The organism is Streptomyces sp. NPDC104831, from assembly GCF_055583025.1.
In genome coordinates this window covers 1-18030 of record NZ_JBVJOT010000098.1, presented here as the reverse complement: position 1 = coordinate 18030, position 18030 = coordinate 1, and the positions used below count along the sequence as shown (strand labels likewise).

The following is an 18030-nucleotide window of genomic DNA, read 5'->3' as shown; positions in this document are numbered from 1 at the left end:
CATATCGCGTGGTGCCGCCACCCACAACCCCCTCCTCCCCACCCGCCAGCCACCCCCTCCCGCCGCCCCGCCCCAGCCCCGGCACTCCCCACCATGCCCGGCCCGGGCGGCGGCTACACGGCCTGTCCGTCGCCCGTGCCGGTGGCGGACGAGACCTTGATCCCCTTCACGATCCGGTCGATGACGGACGGCTCCCGGCCGACGTCCAGGCCGAAGCGGACCACGACGATCCGGTCCGGGTCGTCGGGGGAGGGGAAGGCGACGGACTGGACGTAGCCGTCCGCGCCCTTGCGGGTGACCGCCTTCCAGCGCACCAGGTAACCCTTCTGCCCGGCCACCGTCACCGCCTCGCTGGCCAGCACCTCGTGCGAGGTGATGCCGCCGTAGGTGGTGCCGCCGTAGGACTCCTTGGCGTTGGCCGCGATGTCCGCCTTCGCGACCTCCTCGGCGGTGTCCCCCTTGATCCGCAGCACCGCCGCGGGAGCCGTGTACGCACCGCCCGCCGTGCAGGTCTGCGTCGTGTCGCCGGGGCACTTGTAGGTGTCCTCGGAGGTCACCTGGGCGCCCGCGCTCATCGTCTGGCCGGTCCAGCCCTCGGGCACCGGCAGGCTGATCCCGTTGACCGGGTCCGGCACCGTGCCGCCGCCCTTCACCTCCGGCGGCCCGGAGGGCCCCGGGGACGGCGACTCGCCGCCGGACCCACCGTTGCCGCCGGGTCCGTCCGGCCCGCCGGACCCGCCGGGTCCGCCGGGTCCGCCGAACCCGCCGGAACCCCCGGAGTCCCCGGACCCGCCGCCCGGGCCCTGCCCCTGCCCCTGCCGGGAGCCCGCGCGGTCGCCGCCGCCGTCGTCCTTGGCGAGGGCGTACACGCCGACCCCGATGCTCGCCAGTACCGCGGCCGTCACCGCCACGGCTATCCCGGTGCGCAGCCCGCCCCGGGACCGGGCCGGCGGCGGCGCCGGGTACGCGGGGTGGCCCGGGTGTGCGCCGTACTCCCCTGGAGCCGGGGCGCCCGGCCGCGCCGCCTGCGGTGCCGGGGGACCCCACGGGGCGGCCGCGCCCGCCGGGCGGGTCCGGTCCGTCCAGGCCGTGCCGTCCCACCAGCGCTCGGTGGGCGGGCCGTCGTTCGTCTGCCCGGGGTCGGGGTACCACCCGGGAGGAGTCGCCTGCGTCATGCCCCCACGGTATGAGGTGACGGTGAAAGAGGGATGAGAGGATCCGCCGCCGCTTCGTGCGAACCGGGGCAAACCACCGGTGACCCCACGCCGGTGTCGTCCGTGCGTACCGCCTTTCACCCGGCCGGGCAGCACCTGCCCCGACCACCCCCGCGGGGCCCCGCCGGACGGCTACGCTCGGTGCCGGTGCGTCACGCGGGCGGCCTGGGGAGGGAACGGATGACGGACGGACGGCCATCGGCGGCCGGCTCGGCACCCCTGTGGGAGCGGGACACCGAGATCGCCACCGTCGTGGCGGCGCTCGACGCCCTGTGCGCCGACCGGAACTCCGCGGGCGGCCTGCTGGTCTTCCGCGGCAAGGCCGGACTCGGCAAGACCGCGCTGCTGGCCGAGATCCGCCGCATGGCCGAGCGCCGCGGCTGCGCCGTCTGGTCCGCCCGCGGCGCCGAGACCCTCAGGTCCGTCCCGTTCCACGTACTGCGGCAACTGCTCCAGCCCGCGCTGCTGTCCCTCCCGGACGAGGAGGCCCGCGACTACCTCGGCGACTGGCGCGAGATCGCCGGTCCCGCCCTCGGCATAACCCGGCCGCGCGCGGACAAGGCCGACCCCTACTACGTCCGTGACGGGCTCGTCTCCGCCGTACGCCGCATCGCCCGCCGCGCCTGGCCGCTGGTGCTGCTCCTCGACGACGCCCACTGGGCCGACCCGGAGACCCTGCGCTGGCTCGCCGCGTTCGCCGAGCGCCTGGCCGACGTGCCCGTCCTCGTCGTGGTCGCCCGCAGGCCCGACCGGACCGGCGGGGTCGGCGCCCGCCATCTCGACGCGGTCGCCGCCGCCGCGGGCCGGCCGGTCAACGACCTCGCCGCCCTCACCCCGGACGCCACCGCCGGCCTCACCCGCGCCACCCTCGGCCCGCACGCCGACGACGCCTTCTGCCGCGAGGTCTGGGCGGTCACCGGCGGCAACCCCTACGAGACCGTCGAACTCCTCGCCAAGGTGCACGACAGCGAACTGCGGCCGGTCGAGGCGCACGCCGGGGAGCTGCGCCGGCTCAACCACGCGGCCCGCGGCGGCGGACTGGTCGACCGCATCCGGAGCCTCGGCCTGGAGGCCACCCGGTTCGCCTGGGCCGCCGCGATCCTCGGCACCGGCATCACCCTCGACATGGTCGCCCGCCTCGCCACCATGGACGACGACCTCGCCCGCGAGTGCGCCGACGTCCTGTGCGCCGCCCGCATCCTCACCCGCCCCCGGCCGGCCGACGGCGAACCGGAGGCGGGCGAGCTGGAGTTCGTCCACCCGCTCATCGCCACCGCCGTCTACCAGTCCATCCCCTCCGGCGTGTGCACCGCCATGCACGGCGTCGCCGCGCAGATCATCACCGAGCTGGACCGCGGCGCCGCCGAGGCCGCCCGGCACCTGCTGAAGGTGCACCCGGACGAGGACGAGGAACTCGTCGGGCAACTGCGCCAGGCCGCCCGCGAACACCTCGCCGTCGGCGCCCCGGACGCGGCCCGCCGCTGCCTGGAACGCGCGCTCAGGGAACCGCCCCGTCCCGAGGCGCACGCGCACGTGCTGTACGAACTGGGCTGCGCCACCCTGCTGACCGACCCCGCCTCCTCCATCGACCAGTTGCGCAGCGCGCTCGGCATGCCCGGCCTCGACGCGGACGACCGGGTGCAAGCCGTCGTCCGCCTCTCCCAGGCCCTGCTGCACAGCGACCGGCTGGAGGAGGCCGTCCGCACGGTCGGCACCGAGGCCGCCCGGCACCCGCCCGGGCCGGGCCGGCTGCGGCTCCAGGCGTTCCAGTTCATGTGGGAGGGCATCCACGGCGAGACCGTCGCCCCGGACCGCTCCCGGCGCCTCGCCGAACTCGCGGGCACCTGCACCGGCCGTGACAACGCCGAACGCGCCCTGCTCGTCCTGCGCGCCTTCGACGCCATGGCCCACGGCGAGAGCGCCGACGCGGTCGTCGACCTGTGCGACCGCGCCCTCGTCAACGGCCGCCTCGCGCCCGGCCTCGGCTGGACCGACCCCGAGTGGGGCATGGAACTGCTGATGATGCTCGGCAGCGCGTACGCCTACGCCGACCGGCTCGACCGCGCCGAGAGCCTGTTCTCCGAGGCCCGGCGCGTCTACACCTCGGCCGGCTGGCGCGGCGTCCACCTCTCCCTGGCCAACGCCTTCCTCGGCCTCGCCTACCGCAGACAGGGCCGGCTGCCCGACGCCGAGTCCACCCTGCGCGAGGCCGTGCGCCTCGCCGAACGCGTCGGCCGCCGGCTGCCGCTGTACTGGTCGGCCACCTGCGGGCTGGTCGACACGCTGCTCGCCCGCGGCCACGTCGAGGAGGCCTGGTCGGTGGCCGGGCAGTACGGCTTCGCGCCGCCGTACCCGTCCACCATCGTGCTGCCCGACATCCGCTCGGTGCGCGGCCGGCTGCTGCTCGCCGTCGGCCGCACCGCCGAGGGCGTCGGCGAACTGGAGGCCGCCGAGAAGACCGCCGCCTCCCGCGGCGGGCACAACCCGGTCCTCGCGCCCTGGTCCGTCGAACTCGCCCGGGCCCTCGCCGCCTCGGACCCGGCCCGCGCCACCCGGCTCGCCGCCGACGCCCGCAAGCAGGCCGAACGGTTCGGCACGGACACCGCCATCGGCGAGGCACTGCGCTGCGCCGCCGCGCTGGAGACGGGCCAGCGCGCGGTACGGCTCGCCGCCCGGGCCGTGGCCTACCTGGAGGCCTCGCCCTGCCAGTACGAGCACGCGGCGGCCCGGGTCGAGTACGGCATCGCCGCCGGCTCGGCCCCGGACCTCACCCGGGGCCTGGACCTCGCCCTGCTGTGCGGCGCGGACGGCCTGGCGGCCAAGGCCCGCCAGGCGCTGGCGTCAGGGCCGGATCCGCGCTGAGCCGCGCCCGGTCCGGCGCTCCGGCGACCACCGGTGAGCGCCGTCCGCCGGTGCCGCACCGGCGGCCGGGCGCGGCGTGCGGCCGTCGGCGCCGCCGCTCGGCACGCCGGGCCGGTGGACATGCCGCCGGCCCGGGCGCACCGGCGCCCCGGCCACGCGCCGCTGCCGGGACCGACGGGGCCGCTTCCGGCGCCGCTCAGGCGGTCTCCTCCTCGGCGAGCACCCGCTGGGCCGCCGCGAACGCCGAGTTGGCCGCCGGCACCCCGCAGTACACGGCCGTCTGCAGCAGCACCGCGCCGATCTCCTCCGGCGACAGCCCGTTCCGGCGCGCCGCCCGGACGTGCATCGCCAGCTCGTCGTAGTGGCCGTGCGCGACCAGCGCCGTCAGCGTGATCATGCTGCGCTCGCGGCGCGACAGCGTCGGGTCGGTCCAGATCTCCCCCCAGGCGTAGCGGGAGATGAAGTCCTGGAACCGGGCGGTGAACGGGGTCTGCCGGGCCTGTGCCCGGTCCACGTGGGCGTCGCCGAGCACCTGCCGGCGCACCGCCAGCCCGCTCGCCGGCGGCCCGTCCAGCTGGGTGCGCAGCGCCGCCAGCACGGCCCGGGGGACCTCGGCCGGGGCCAGGTGGGAGGCCCCGGGCAGCTCCACCAGCGCCGCCCCCGGCACCGCGTCCGCGATCTCCCGCAGGTGCGCGGGCGGGGTCGCGGGATCCTCCCGGCCGGCCACGAGGAGCGTCGGTACGGCGATCCGGTCGAGCCGGTCGCGCAGGTCGAACGCGGCGAGCGCGTCGCAGCAGGCCGCGTACGCCTCCGGGTCGGCAGACCGGTGGTCCCGGACCAGTTCCGGCACGCTGAACCCGGGGGTGAACCAGCGCGCGTCGGCGCTCTCCACCAGCCATCCGAGGCCCTCGCGGCGCACCCGCCCGGCCCGCTCCCGCCAGGGCGCCGCCCCGCCGAAGTGGGCCGAGGAGCACAGCAGCGCCAGCGACGTCAGCCGCTCGGGGTGGTGGACGGCCAGGTGCAGGCCGACCGCGCCGCCCAGGGACACGCCCGCGTAGGCGAACCGGTCGATGCCGAGGGCGTCGGCCAGCGCCAGGACCAGCGCGGCCAGGTCGCCCACGGTCGCGCCCGGCCCGATCAGGTCCGCCGCCGACCCCCCGTGTCCCGGCAGGTCCCAGCGGACCACCCGGTGGCTCGCGGACAGCTCGGGCGCCACCCGGTCCCACAGGGCCAGCGAGGTGCCGAGCGAGGGGCCGAGCAGCAGCGGCGGCGCGGAAGCGGGGCCTTCGGCGCGGTGGTTGAGCAGGGTCACGGTCAACGTCGCTCCAGAGCACGGTCGGTGAGCGGTCCGGCGAAGCCGGTGTAGCGGGCGGGGTCGGTCGCCTCGTCCAGGTCCAGGCCGGCCAACTCCTCCTGTTCGCCGAGGAGTTCCCGCAGCGTGCGGTCCTCGGCCTGGGCGCGGCGGGCCAGTTCGGTCAGCAGCTCCCCGGCCCTCGCCCGGCCGAGGACGGGCGCGAGGAGGGCGGTCAGCCGCTCGGAGACGATCAGTCCCCGGGTGCGGGAGAGGTTTCGGCGCATCGCGTCCGGGTGCACGCGCAGCCCCTCGGCCAGCTCCGCCGCGTGCCCGGCCGCGCCGCCCACCAGCCGGAGCAGATCGCGCAGCGGCTCCCACTCGGCGTGCCAGGCGCCGGCCGGCCGCTCGTCCTCGGCGGCCAGGGAGCCGTACAGCGTCGCCGCGAGCTGGGGAGCGCGCCGGGCGGCGGACGCGAGGAGGGTGGCGCGCACGGGGTTCGCCTTGTGCGGCATGGCGGACGAGTTGCCGCCGCTGCCCTCGCCCACCTCGCCGGTCTCGGTGCGCGACAGCGTCAGCACGTCCACGGCGAGCTTGCCCAGCGCGCCCGCCGTGAAGGCCAGGCACCCGGCCAGGTCCGCGATCGGCGTGCGCAGCGTGTGCCACGGCAGCGCCGGGGCGGCGAGGCCGAGTTCACGGGCGTACGCCTCCGTCAGCGCGGCCGGGTCCGGGGCGCCGTACGCCCGGAAGGCCGCCAGGGTGCCGGCGGCCCCGCCGAGCTGGGCGGGGAGCGAGCCGCGGACCCGGGCGACGCGGTCGCGCGCGTCCAGGACCAGCGCCCGCCAGCCGGCCGCCTTCAGCCCGAACGTGGTCGGTACGGCGTGCTGGGTGAGCGTCCGGCCCGGCAGCACGGTGTCCCGGTGCCCGGCGGCGAGGCGGGCCAGTGCCCGCTCCGTACGCCCGAGGTCGGCCAGGACCGGGCCGAGGGCGCGCACGGCGACCAGCATCGTCGCCGTGTCCATGATGTCCTGGCTGGTCGCGCCCCGGTGTACATAGGGGCCGTACTCCGCGCCGACCGCCGCGGTCAGGTCGGCGGCCAGCGGGATGACCGGGTTGCCGCCGCCGGCGGCACGGGCGGCCAGGGAGGGCAGGTCGAACCGGGCCGGGTCGGCGGCCTCGGTCACCGCCGCGGCGGCCCCGGCCGGGGCGAGCCCCAGCGCGGCCTGCGCCCGGGTCAGCGCGGCCTCGGCGTCGAGCAGTGCCCGCAGGTACGCGGGATCGCCGGTCCCGGACGCGGCGCCCGCCGCCCCCCGGCCGGGGTCCAGCAGGCCGGTGTCGGCACAGGATGAGGACTCGGATGTCACTGGAACTCCAGGAAGACCGTCTCGCCTTCGCCCTGAAGGCGGATGTCGAAACGGTAGGTGCCGTTCCCCTCGTCGCCCGCGATCAGCGTGTCGCGCCGCTCGCCCACCCGGGCCAGCAGCGGGTCGGCGGCCAGCGCCGCGTCGTCGCCCGGCAGGTAGATCCGGGTGAACAGGTGGACCAGCAGGCCGCGCGCGAAGACGCAGACGCCGAGGTACGGTGCGTTGCGCCCGCGCGCGCCGGGGCGCAGCGTACGCGCGTACCAGTGGCCGTCGGCGTCCGTCTGGATCCGTCCCCAGCCGGTGAACTCCACGCCGTTGCGCCCCAGGAAGCCGCCCGTGGCCGGGTCGCGGCGCAGCGAGCCGTCCACCCGCGGCACCGTGCCGTCCGGGCGCGGGCCCCATAGTTCGATCAGCGCGTCGGGCAGCGGCTCGCCGGCGCCGTCGAGGACGTAGCCGTGCACGGTGACCGTGTCCGGGTGGCCGAGCGGGGCGATCTCCTCGCCGCCGCGGAACGGCAGCGCGTAGCCGTAGAACGGGCCGACCGTGTGGGACGGGGTGGGCAGCACCCGCTCCGGGCTGCTCGGGTCGATGATCGTCATGGCGGTCAGCGTCCTTCTTCGGTCCAGGTGGCGGCCGGGCCGTCCAGCACGATGTCCCAGTGGTAGCCGAGGGAGAACTCGGGCACCGACAGGGCGTGGTCGTAGGTGGCGACCAGCCGCTGCCGGGCCGCGTCGTCCGTCACCGACTGCAGGATCGGGTCGTACGGGAACAGCGGGTCGTTCGGGAAGTACATCTGGGTCACCAGCCGCTGGGTGAACGCCGTGCCGAACACCGAGAAGTGGATGTGGGCCGGGCGCCAGGCGTTCACGTGGTTGCGCCAGGGGTAGGGGCCCGGCTGGATGGTGGTGAAGCGGTAGCGGCCGTCGGCGTCGGTGAGGGTGCGGCCGAACCCGGTGAAGTTCGGGTCCAGCGGCGCGTCGTGCTGTTCGCGCTGATGGGCGTAGCGGCCGGCCGAGTTGGCCTGCCAGATCTCGACCAGCTGACCGCGGACCGGCCGCCCGGCGCGGTCCAGCAGCCGCCCGGAGACCGTGATGCGCTCGCCGAGCGGCTCCCCGGTGTGCTGCCGTGTGAGGTCGTTGTCGACCTCGGTGATGTCACGCTCCCCGAAGGCGGGGGAGCGCAGTTCCACCAGCTCCGGGTCGTGACGCGTGTCGATCGCCACCAGGGGCTGCTTCGGGTGGCGCAGCACGGAGGAACGGTACGGCGCGTAGTCGCGGCGCGGATGGTGCTCGACGGGCGCTCCGCCGGCGACGCGCTTGTCGTACGCGGCGCGTTCGGCGGCGATCTCCTGATCGATGTCCTGCTGGGTGAGAGCCATGGTGTTCCTGACGCTTCCTTATCGTTCGAGGACCAGGGCGAGGCCCTGGCCCACGCCGATGCAGAGGGTGGCCACGCCGGTGCCGGAGCCGCGGCGGGCGAGCTGGTGGGCGACGGTCCCGGCGAGCCGGGCCCCGGAGGCGCCGAGCGGATGGCCGAGCGCGATGGCCCCGCCCCGGGGGTTGAGGACGGCCGGGTCGAACTCCGGCCATTCGGCGAGGCAGCCGAGCACCTGCGCGGCGAACGCCTCGTTCAGTTCCAGGACCGACAGGTCGCCGAAGCCCTTGCCGGCCTTGGCGAGGGCCCGGTTGACGGCCTCCACGGGCGCCAGCCCGAAGTACTGCGGGTCGGTCGCCGACAGCCCGGTCGCGCTGATCCGGGCCAGCGGCTCCCGGCCGGTGGCCCGCAGGCCCTCCTCGTCGGCGAGGAGCAGGGCCGCGGCGCCGTCGTTCAGGGGGGAGGCGTTGCCCGCGGTGACGGTGCCGCCCTCGGCGCGGAAGGCGGGCTTCAGCTTCGCCATGGCGGCGAGGGAGGCGTCCGGCCGTACGCACTCGTCGGCGGCGAAGTCCACCGGCTCGGCCTTGCGCCGCGGGACGGGGACGGGCGCCAGCTCGGCGTCGAAGAGACCCCGCTCCTGAGCGGCGGCGGCCTTGCGGTGGGAGGCGAGGGCGAACTCGTCCTGCCGCTCGCGGGTGATGCCGTGCTTGTCGGCGATCCTTTCGGCGCTCTCGCCCAGCGGGATGGTCCACTGCGGGTCCATCCGGGAGTTGACCATGCGCCAGCCGAGCGTGGTCGAGTACAGCTCGGTGTGGGCGGCCGGGAACGGGCTGTCCGCCTTCGGCAGGACGTACGGCGCCCGGGTCATGGACTCCACCCCGCCCGCCACGGCGAGGGACGCGTCGCCCAGGGCGATGGCGCGGGCGGCCTGGACCACCGCCTCCAGGCCGGAGGCGCACAGCCGGTTCACGGTCACGCCGGGCACGGAGGTCGGCAGCCCGGCGAGCAGCGCGGCCATCCGGGCGACGTTGCGGTTCTCCTCGCCGGCGCCGTTGGCGTTGCCGAGGTAGACGTCGTCGATCCGGGCCGGGTCCAGGTCCGGGGTGCGGGCGAGGAGCGCGCGGAGGGTGTGGGCGGCCAGGTCGTCGGGGCGGACGGCGGCCAGGGAGCCGTTGTACCGGCCGAACGGGGTGCGGACGGCATCGACGACGTACACGGGCTTGGGCGTGTGAGCACCGTTCACAGCAGACTCCCCGCAATGGTCAGTTCCGCGTCGGTCCGGGCGATGACCTCGTCCACGCTCACGCCCGGCGCGGTCTCGACGAGCGTCAGCCCGTCCTCGGTGACGTCCAGGACCGCCAGGTCCGTGATGACCCGGTTCACACACCCCTTGCCGGTGAGCGGCAGCGTGCACTCCTTGAGGATCTTCGCCGAGCCGTCCTTCGCGGTGTGCGTCATCACCACGATCACCTGCCGGGCGCCGTGCACCAGGTCCATCGCGCCCCCGATCCCGGTCACCAGCTTCCCGGGCACCGCCCAGTTGGCCAGGTCGCCCCGGGCGGACACCTGCATCGCGCCGAGCACGGCCACGTCGATGTGCCCGCCCCGGATCATCGCGAACGACAGCGCCGAGTCGAAGAAGGAAGCGCCCGGCAGCACCGTCACGGTCTCCTTGCCCGCGTTGATCAGATCGGGATCGACCTGGTCCTCCGCGGGGTACGGACCCGTGCCCAGAATGCCGTTCTCCGACTCCAGGACCACCTCCACGCCCTCGGGCAGATGGTTCGGGATCAGCGTCGGCAGCCCGATCCCCAGGTTCACGTACTGCCCGTCCCGCAGCTCGCGCGCCGCGCGGGCGGCCATCTCCTCGCGTGTCCAGGCCATCAGCCGCTCACCGTCCGGAACTCGATCCGCTTGTCCGCCGCCTGCTTGGGGGTGAGCGGCACCACCCGCTGCACGAAGACGCCCGGAACGTGCACCGCGTCCGGATCGAGTACGCCGGGCTCGACCAGCTCCTCCACCTCGGCGATGGTGATCCGGCCGGCCATCGCGGCCAGCGGGTTGAAGTTGCGGGCCGACCTGCGGAACACCAGGTTGCCGTGCCGGTCCCCGCGCGCGGCCCTGACCAGCGCGAAGTCGGTGCGGATGCCCCGCTCCAGCACGTACTGCACACCGTCGAACTCCCGCACCTCCTTCGGCGGCGAGGCCAGCGCGACCCCGCCCGAGCCGTCGTAGCGCCAGGGCAGTCCGCCCTCGGCGACCTGGGTGCCGACGCCGGCCGGGGTGTAGAAGGCGGGGATGCCGGCGCCGCCCGCGCGCAGCCGCTCGGCCAGCGTGCCCTGCGGAATCAGCTCCAGCTCCAGCTCACCGGCCAGATACTGGCGGGCGAACTCCTTGTTGCCGCCGATGTACGAGCCGGTCACCCGGGATATCCGGCCCGCGGCCAGCAGCACCGCCAGCCCGGACTCCATCGCCCCGCAGTTGTTCGACACCACGCTCAGTGCGCCGACCCCGCGCTCGTACAGCGCCTGGATCAGCACGTTCGGCACACCGCTGAGCCCGAACCCGCCGACGGCGAGGGACGCGCCGTCCGGGACATCGGCCACCGCCTCGACGGCGCCGGCCACCACCTTGTCCATCCGTGAAGCTCCGTCTCTCCGGCCCAGATAGTCAGGGCACTGAGTATTTGGCTGAGGTGCGGCTCACGCTGCCATCGGAGACGTACGCCGTCAAGACCTGGTTTTTCCCCACCAGGCACAACAGGACGACCGGTCCGGCGGCGGGTATCGTTCAGTGCACCAACGAATCGATCAGGGGAGCGCACATGGCCGCGGTGGACCTCGCCACCCATCCCGGGCACCTCGCCCGGCGGCTCCAGCAGGCGCACTACCTGCTGTGGAACACGATGGTCTCCGAGGAGATCACCTCGCCGCAGTTCGCGGTCATGAACGCGCTCGTCGCCGAGCCCGGACTCGACCAGCGGACCGTGGGGGAGCGGGTGGGCCTCGACCGCTCCACGATCGCCGAGGTGATCAGCCGCCTCGACCGCCGGGGACTGCTGCACAAGGTGCGCGACCCGCGCGACGGCCGGCGCTTCCTGCTCCGCCTCACCGACGAGGGCGCGCGCACCCACCGCAGGCTGTCCGTGCGCACCGCCCGGATGAACCAGGTGTTCCTCGCCCCGCTGTCCGCCGAGGAGCAGGGCCTGTTCTTCGACCTGCTCCGCCGGGTCGCCGACGCGGCCGAGGACCTGCGCAACCCGGCCGAGCCCCTGGCCGCCCAGGGCTGACCGCGCCGCCCCCGCCGACGGCCGCCGCCCTCACCCGTCCGGTTCGGCGCCGGTCCGCACGGGTACCCGGCCGCCACGCCCACGGACGAGGCGGTATGTGACCGAGGGAGTGCGACGCATGAAGGCAGTCACCTGGCAGGGAAGGCGCGACGTCCGGGTCGAGGACGTGCCCGACCCGCGGATCGAGGAACCCACGGACGCCGTCATCCGCGTGACATCCAGTGGACTGTGCGGGTCCGACCTGCACCTGTACGAGGTGCTCACCCCGTTCATGACCCCGGGTGACATCCTCGGCCACGAGCCCATGGGCATCGTGGAGGAGGTCGGCCCCGAGGTGCCGGACCTGCGGCCCGGCGACCGGGTCGTGGTGCCGTTCCAGATCGCCTGCGGGCACTGCTTCATGTGCGACACGGGCCTGCCCACCCAGTGCGAGACCACCCAGGTGACCGGCGAGGGCATGGGCGCCGCCCTGTTCGGCTACACCCGCCTGTACGGCGCCGTGCCCGGCGGCCAGGCCGAGTACCTGCGGGTCCCGCAGGCGCAGTTCGGCCCGGTCAAGGTCCCCGAGGGCCCGCCGGACGACCGGTTCGTCTACCTCTCCGACGTGCTGCCCACCGCCTGGCAGGCCGTCGAGTACGCCGCCGTCCCACCCGGCGGCACCCTCGCGGTCCTCGGCCTCGGCCCGATCGGCGACATGGCCTGCCGGATCGCCAGGGCGCGCGGCGCCGAGCGGGTCTTCGGGGTCGACTTGGTGCCCGAGCGGCTGGCCCGGGCACAGCGGCGCGGGGTCGAGACGTACGACCTCAGGGCCTTCGACGACGAGAAGGCGCTGGTCCACGCCATCCGGGACGCGACCGGCGGCCGGGGCCCGGACGCCGTGATCGACGCCGTCGGCACCGAGGCGCACGGCAGCGCCGCCGCCAAGCTCGCCCAGACGGCGACCTCGATGATGCCCCGCAAGCTCAGCGGTCCGCTCGCCGAACGCTTCAGCGTCGACCGCCTCGGCGCGCTGTACATGGCGATCGACCTGGTCCGGCGCGGCGGCACCCTCTCGCTGAGCGGCGTCTACGGCGGCATGGCCGACCCGATGCCGATGCTCACCCTCTTCGACAAGCAGATCCAGCTCCGCATGGGCCAGGCCAACGTCCGCCGCTGGACGGACCGGATCATCCCCTACCTGACGGACGAGGACCCGCTCGGCGTCGACGACTTCGCCACGCACCGGGTGCCGCTGGCACAGGCCCCGCAGGCGTACGAGATGTTCCAGCGCAAGCAGGACGGCGCCGTCAAGGTCCTCATGCGGCCGTAGCGCGCACCGGCCCCGCCGGCGCACCGGTCGCCGTCGCTCAGCCGCCCTTCTCGCCGAGCACCTCGGCCAGGTCGTAGCGCACCGGCTCCTCCAGCTGGGCGTAGGTGCAGCTGTCCGGCGTACGGTCCGGGCGCCAGCGTCGGAAGCGGGCCGTGTGCCGGAACCGCTGCCCGTTCTCCATGTGGTCGTAGGCCACCTCGGCCACCCGCTCCGGCCGCAGCGGCACCCAGGACAGGTCCTTCTTCCCGGACCAGCGGCTCGGCGCGCCCGGCAGCCGGGCCGTCTCGTGCGCGGCCTCGTCCGCCCAGGCGGCCCACGGGTGCCCCGAGACGTCGTCCATCCGCAGCGGCCGCAGCTCCTCGACCAGTTCGGCGCGCCTCTTCATGGAGAACGCGGCCGACACGCCGACATGCTGGAGCCGGCCCCGCTCGTCGTACAGCCCGAGCAGCAGCGAGCCCACCACCGGGCCGCTCTTGTGCAGGCGGTACCCGGCGACCACCACGTCCGCCGTCCGCTCGTGCTTGACCTTGAACATGGCCCGCTCGTCCTGGAGATAGCGCAGGCCCGGCGGCTTGGCCACGACCCCGTCCAGCCCGGCGCCCTCGAACTGCTCGAACCACCGCCGGGCCACCTCGATGTCGGCCGTCGAGGGGGCCACGTGCACCGGCGGGGTCGCGTCCGCGAGGGCCCGGTCCAGCAGGGCACGGCGGTCGGTGAGGGGCACGTCGAGCAGGGCGTGGTCGTCCAGGGCCAGCAGGTCGAAGGCGACGAAGGACGCCGGGTTCTTCTCGGCCAGCATCCGCACCCGGGAGGCCGCCGGGTGGATGCGCTCGGTCAGCGCGTCGAAGTCCAGCCGCCCGCCGCGCGCGATCACGATCTCCCCGTCCAGCACGCACCGCTCGGGCACCCGCTCCCGCAGCGCCTCCACCAGCTCGGGGAAGTACCTGGTCAGCGGCTTCCCGGTGCGGCTGCCCAGTTCGACCTCGGCCCCGTCGCGGAACACGATCGACCGGAAGCCGTCCCACTTCGCCTCGTAGTGCATCCCCGGCGGGATCTTCGCCACCGACTTGGCGAGCATCGGCTTCACGGGCGGCATGACGGGCAGATCCATGCTCCGATTCTGCTCGCACGCGTACGGCTTCGCCCGGTGTGCGAGGTGTGCGGGACGCGCCTACGGTGGCCGCATGGGCGATGCGGTGGAACTGGAGGTGGGCGGCCGGACCGTACGGCTGTCCAGCCCGGACAAGGTGTTCTTCCCGGAGCGGGGCTTCACCAAGCTGGACCTCGCCCGGTACTACGCCTCGGTCGCCCCCGGCATCCTGCGCGCCCTGCGCGAGCGCCCCACCACCCTGGAGCGCTACCCGGACGGCGTCGGCGGCGAGTGGTTCTTCCAGAAGCGGGCCCCCAAGGGCATGCCCGACTGGATCCCGACCGCCCACATCACCTTCCCCAGCGGGCGCAGCGCCGACGAGATGTGCCCCACCGAGGAGGCCGCCGTGGTGTGGGCCGCCCAGTACGGCACCCTCACCTTCCACCCCTGGCCGGTCCGCGCCACCGACGTCGACCACCCCGACGAACTCCGTATCGACCTCGACCCGCAGCCCGGCACCGACTACGCCGACGCGGCCCGCGCCGCCGGTGAACTGCGCGCGGTGCTGGACGAGTTCGGGGCACTGCGCGGCTGGCCGAAGACCTCCGGCGGCCGGGGCCTGCACGTCTTCGTCCCCATCGAGCCCCGCTGGACCTTCACCCAGGTGCGCCGCGCGGCGATCGCGGTCGGCCGGGAGATGGAACGCCGGATGCCCGAGCACGTCACCATCAAGTGGTGGAAGGAGGAGCGCGGGCGCCGCATCTTCCTCGACTACAACCAGACGGCACGGGACCGCACCATCGCCTCCGCCTATTCGGTGCGCCCCCGCCCGCACGCCCCCGTCTCGGCCCCCCTGCGCTGGGAGGAGGTCGGCGTCGCCCACCCCCGCGACTTCGATCTCGCCACCATGCCGGCCCGGTTCGCCGAACTCGGCGACGTGCACGCCGACATGGACGACCACGCCTACTCCCTGGACGCGCTGCTGGAACTGGCCCGCCGCGACGAGCACGACCACGGCCTGGGCGACCTGCCGTACCCGCCGGAGTACCCGAAGATGCCCGGCGAGCCCACCCGCGTCCAGCCGAGCCGGGCCCGCCGCGCGTCGCCGGACTGAGCCGCCCCCGCCTCCCGGCCCCCCCGAGGGGCCGTGGCGGAACGATCCGTGTGCCGGCCCGGGCCGCCCCGGGCGCCCCCTCGCCGGCGTCCGCGCGGTACGCGGTCCGACCGGCAGCGCGCGGTGCACGCCCCGGCCGGGCCGCCCCGGCAGGACCTCGCCCTCGCCCGGGACGCGCACCGGGAGGCGGAGCGCCGCGGCACCGGCCCGGGCGGCACCCCGCGGCTATCCTGAGCGCCAGCCGCCGACGAGGAGTGTCCCGAAGTGACCGAGGCAGTGTCGCGTCCCACCCTGGAGGCCGTGGCCGCGCGGGCCGGGGTGTCCCGGGCCACCGTGTCCCGGGTGGTCAACGGCGGTGACGGGGTCCGCGAGCCGCTGGCCGAGCGGGTCCGGCGGGCCGTGGAGGAACTGGGCTACGTCCCCAACCAGGCCGCGCGCAGCCTGGTCACCCGCCGCCACGACGCCGTCGCGGTCGTCATCGCCGAACCCGGTACCCGGGTCTTCGCCGACCCCTTCTTCGCCCTCCAGCTGCGCGGCATCAGCAAGGAGCTGACCGCGCACGACAACCAGCTGGTGCTGCTGCTCACCGAGGGCCGCGCCGACCACGCGCGCGTGGCCCGCTACCTCGCCGGCAACCATGTCGACGGCGCGCTCGTCTTCTCCCTGCACCTGGACGACCCGCTGCCCGGCCTCATACGCGACGCGGGCGTGCCCACCGTGTTCGGCGGGCGCCCGCACTGGGGCACCGGCCCCGGGGCCGAGGACCCCGGCGTGGTCTACGTCGACTGCGACAACCGGGGCGGGGCCCGCGCGGCGGTACGGCATCTGCTGGACCTCGGCCGCCGGCGGGTCGCCCACCTCACCGGGGCGCTGGACCAGACCTCGGCGGTGGACCGGCTCGACGGCTACCGGGACGCCCTCGCCGGGGTGCCCGGCGCCGGTGATCCCCGGCTGGTCGTGGAGAGCGACTTCACCCCGGCCGGCGGAGAACGCGCGATGCGCGAACTCCTCGACCGCTGCCCTGACGTGGACGCCGTGTTCGCCGCGAACGACCTCACCGCGCTCGGCGCCCTGCGGGTGCTGCGCGAGCACGGCAGGCGCGTGCCCGAGGACGTGGCGGTGGCCGGCTTCGACGACATGGCGCCGGTCGCCGAGCAGACCGACCCGCCGCTGACGACGGTGCGCCAGGACATCGAGGGCATGGGCCGGCTGATGGCCCGCCTGCTGCTGGAGGACCTGTCCGGGGCCCGGGACCGGGAGCGTACGACGGCCGGTGCCCCCGGCGCGGCGGCCAGGAGCGTGATCCTGCCGACCACCCTGGTGCGCCGCGCCTCCGCGTGAGCCGCGCGTGGCCCGGTCCGCCCGCACCCCAGGTGACCATCCGATCCCGGGTGACCCGGGTGACCCGGGTGACCCGGGTGACCCGGGTGACCCGGGTGACCCGGGCGCTCCGGGGTTCCCGGGTTCTCACACCGGCCCCGCGCGCCGCCGTGCGCGCGCCGGGACCGAAGGGGCATCATCGGGGCGGCCGGCGGCCCGGGGGCCGCCGTTGAGCCGGCGTTGATCGAACGTTTTTCTGTCTCGGGCAGGCTGCTGCCCATGCACACCGACACCATGACCCCGGCCGACGACACCTGGCGCGCACAGGCCCTGTGCGCGCAGACCGGGCCGGACTTCTTCTTCCCCGAGCCCGGCAGCTCGGTGCGCGAGGCGAAGCGCATCTGCGCCCTGTGCGAGCTGCGTCCGGCCTGCCTGGAGTACGCGCTCGCCCACGACGAGCGGTTCGGCGTCTGGGGCGGCCTGTCGGAGAAGGAACGCCTCGCCCTGCGGCGCGCCGCCCGCTGACCCGGCCCGGCCCGCGCGCGGGGCGTCAGCCCGCGGCGCGCGCCGCCATCCGGGCCTTGCGCGCCGCCAGCTTCTCGTCGAACTTCGAAGCCTCCGCGTTCAGCCCGCCCAGGAACAGACCGAGTTCCTCCTGTGCCCGCAGCCCGGCGGGGCCGAGGCCGTCGATCTCCAGGACCTTCAGGAAGCGCAGCACCGGCTGCAGCACGTCGTCGTGGTGGATGCGCAGGTTGTACACCTCGCCGATCGCCATCTGCGCGGCGGCCCGCTCGAAGCCGGGGATGCCGTGGCCGGGCATGCGGAAGTTCACCACCACGTCGCGGACCGCCTCCATGGTCGGGTCGGGGGCGATCTCGAAGGCGGCCTTCAGCAGGTTGCGGTAGAACACCATGTGCAGGTTCTCGTCGGTCGCGATGCGGGCCAGCATGCGGTCGCAGACCGGGTCGCCGGACTGGTGGCCGGTGTTGCGGTGGGAGATCCGCGTGGCCAGCTCCTGGAAGGCGACGTAGGCGATCGAGTGCAGCATCGAGTGCCGGTTGTCGGACTCGAAGCCCTCGCTCATGTGCGCCATGCGGAAGCGCTCCAGCTGGTCCGGGTCCACCGCGCGCGAGGCCAGCAGGTAGTCGCGCATCACGATGCCGTGCCGGCCCTCCTCTGCCGTCCAGCGGTGCACCCAGGTGCCCCAGGCGCCGTCGCGGCCGAACAGCGTGGCGATCTCGTGGTGGTAGCTCGGCAGGTTGTCCTCGGTGAGCAGGTTGACCACGAGGGCGATCCGGCCGACGTCCGTGACCTTCGACTGGCCCTTCTCCCAGGCCTGTCCGTCCTCGAACAGACCGGGGAAGTTGCGGGCGTCGCTCCACGGCACGTACTCGTGCGGCATCCAGTCCTTGGCGACCTTCAGGTGCCGGTTGAGTTCGTTCTCGACCACTTCCTCCAGTGCGTACAGGAGCCGTGCGTCGGTCCAGACGGTCGGGCTGCCGAGGTGCGGGGAAGTGATCGTCACAGGAACTCCAGGGGGACGCCGGACAGAGGGCGGGGAAGGGGACGGCCCGGCGAGCGGTGCCGGGAACCTACGTGATCGTAGGCTACGAACCCGTAGGTTACGAAGCCGTAGGTTAAGGCGGCGGTAAAGAACCCGCTGATCAGCCCGCCCGTCCCGGCCGTCCCGTGGGCCCGGGGGGGGGGGGGGGGGGGGGGGGGGGGGGGGGGGGGGGGGGGGGGGGGGGGGGGGAGAGGGGGGGGGGGGGGGGGGGAGGAGGGGGGGGGGGAGGGGGGGGCGAG

16 protein-coding genes are annotated in these 18030 nt (G+C 75.1%); 6 read left to right on the top strand and 10 right to left on the bottom strand.

Annotated features, from left to right (window positions below):
* Positions 1-113 precede the first annotated feature (113 nt).
* Positions 114-1175: a DUF2510 domain-containing protein gene (locus tag ACZ63H_RS36675; RefSeq protein ID WP_469872654.1), complete on the bottom strand. Its 1062-nt coding sequence runs from the start codon at positions 1173-1175 to the stop codon at positions 114-116.
* 219 nt (positions 1176-1394) lie between these two features.
* Between ACZ63H_RS36675 and ACZ63H_RS36670 the strand changes: the two genes are divergently transcribed.
* Positions 1395-4076, top strand: coding sequence for an ATP-binding protein (locus ACZ63H_RS36670; protein WP_469872652.1), 2682 nt, complete (start codon positions 1395-1397; stop codon positions 4074-4076).
* Between the two features lie 196 nt (positions 4077-4272).
* On the opposite strand, the gene pcaDC is transcribed toward ACZ63H_RS36670, so the two are convergent.
* The 7 genes from pcaDC to ACZ63H_RS36635 are packed head-to-tail and all read right to left on the bottom strand — an operon-like array spanning position 4273 to position 10744.
* On the bottom strand, positions 4273-5394 hold the full coding sequence (gene pcaDC / locus ACZ63H_RS36665; protein ID WP_469872650.1) for a bifunctional 3-oxoadipate enol-lactonase/4-carboxymuconolactone decarboxylase PcaDC: 1122 nt from the start codon (positions 5392-5394) through the stop codon (positions 4273-4275).
* Positions 5391-6731, bottom strand: coding sequence for a 3-carboxy-cis,cis-muconate cycloisomerase (pcaB, locus tag ACZ63H_RS36660; protein ID WP_469872648.1), 1341 nt, complete (start codon positions 6729-6731; stop codon positions 5391-5393). Before pcaB ends, pcaDC begins: the two co-directional genes overlap by 4 nt.
* A complete protein-coding gene (gene pcaG / locus ACZ63H_RS36655; protein ID WP_469872646.1) occupies positions 6728-7330 on the bottom strand; it encodes a protocatechuate 3,4-dioxygenase subunit alpha in 603 nt (200 codons plus the stop codon). The genes pcaB and pcaG overlap by 4 nt, the downstream gene beginning before the upstream one ends.
* Before the next feature lie 5 nt (positions 7331-7335).
* On the bottom strand, positions 7336-8109 hold the full coding sequence (gene pcaH / locus ACZ63H_RS36650; RefSeq protein ID WP_469872644.1) for a protocatechuate 3,4-dioxygenase subunit beta: 774 nt from the start codon (positions 8107-8109) through the stop codon (positions 7336-7338).
* A gap of 18 nt (positions 8110-8127) precedes the next feature.
* Positions 8128-9348, bottom strand: a complete 1221-nt coding sequence (locus ACZ63H_RS36645) for a thiolase family protein (protein WP_469872643.1) — start codon at positions 9346-9348, stop codon at positions 8128-8130.
* Complete coding sequence (locus ACZ63H_RS36640) at positions 9345-9989, bottom strand: CoA transferase subunit B (protein ID WP_469872641.1); 645 nt, start codon at positions 9987-9989, stop codon at positions 9345-9347. Before ACZ63H_RS36640 ends, ACZ63H_RS36645 begins: the two co-directional genes overlap by 4 nt.
* A complete protein-coding gene (locus ACZ63H_RS36635) occupies positions 9989-10744 on the bottom strand; it encodes a CoA transferase subunit A (protein ID WP_469872639.1) in 756 nt (251 codons plus the stop codon). The genes ACZ63H_RS36640 and ACZ63H_RS36635 overlap by 1 nt, the downstream gene beginning before the upstream one ends.
* A 185-nt stretch (positions 10745-10929) precedes the next feature.
* On the opposite strand from ACZ63H_RS36635, the gene ACZ63H_RS36630 reads away from it, so the two are divergent.
* Together ACZ63H_RS36630 and ACZ63H_RS36625 are read left to right on the top strand one after the other, a co-directional pair.
* Entirely contained in the window at positions 10930-11394 is a 465-nt protein-coding gene (locus ACZ63H_RS36630; RefSeq protein WP_469872637.1) for a MarR family winged helix-turn-helix transcriptional regulator, read from the top strand.
* A gap of 118 nt (positions 11395-11512) precedes the next feature.
* Complete coding sequence (locus tag ACZ63H_RS36625) at positions 11513-12703, top strand: zinc-dependent alcohol dehydrogenase (protein WP_469872635.1); 1191 nt, start codon at positions 11513-11515, stop codon at positions 12701-12703.
* A gap of 37 nt (positions 12704-12740) precedes the next feature.
* On the opposite strand, the gene ACZ63H_RS36620 is transcribed toward ACZ63H_RS36625, so the two are convergent.
* Positions 12741-13814: an ATP-dependent DNA ligase gene (locus ACZ63H_RS36620; protein ID WP_469872633.1), complete on the bottom strand. Its 1074-nt coding sequence runs from the start codon at positions 13812-13814 to the stop codon at positions 12741-12743.
* Positions 13815-13887: 73 nt separating this feature from the next.
* On the opposite strand from ACZ63H_RS36620, the gene ligD reads away from it, so the two are divergent.
* The 3 genes from ligD (at position 13888) to ACZ63H_RS36605 (ending at position 16752) form a co-directional block, all read left to right on the top strand.
* Entirely contained in the window at positions 13888-14907 is a 1020-nt protein-coding gene (gene ligD, locus ACZ63H_RS36615; RefSeq protein ID WP_469872631.1) for a non-homologous end-joining DNA ligase, read from the top strand.
* Between the two features lie 264 nt (positions 14908-15171).
* On the top strand, positions 15172-16248 hold the full coding sequence (locus ACZ63H_RS36610; RefSeq protein ID WP_469872629.1) for a LacI family DNA-binding transcriptional regulator: 1077 nt from the start codon (positions 15172-15174) through the stop codon (positions 16246-16248).
* Between the two features lie 258 nt (positions 16249-16506).
* Positions 16507-16752 carry a WhiB family transcriptional regulator gene (locus ACZ63H_RS36605; protein WP_469872627.1) on the top strand — a complete coding sequence of 82 codons (246 nt, stop codon included), beginning with the start codon at positions 16507-16509 and terminating at the stop codon, positions 16750-16752.
* 25 nt (positions 16753-16777) lie between these two features.
* On the opposite strand, the gene ACZ63H_RS36600 is transcribed toward ACZ63H_RS36605, so the two are convergent.
* A complete protein-coding gene (locus ACZ63H_RS36600; protein WP_469872625.1) occupies positions 16778-17752 on the bottom strand; it encodes an acyl-ACP desaturase in 975 nt (324 codons plus the stop codon).
* Positions 17753-18030: the final 278 nt, after the last annotated feature.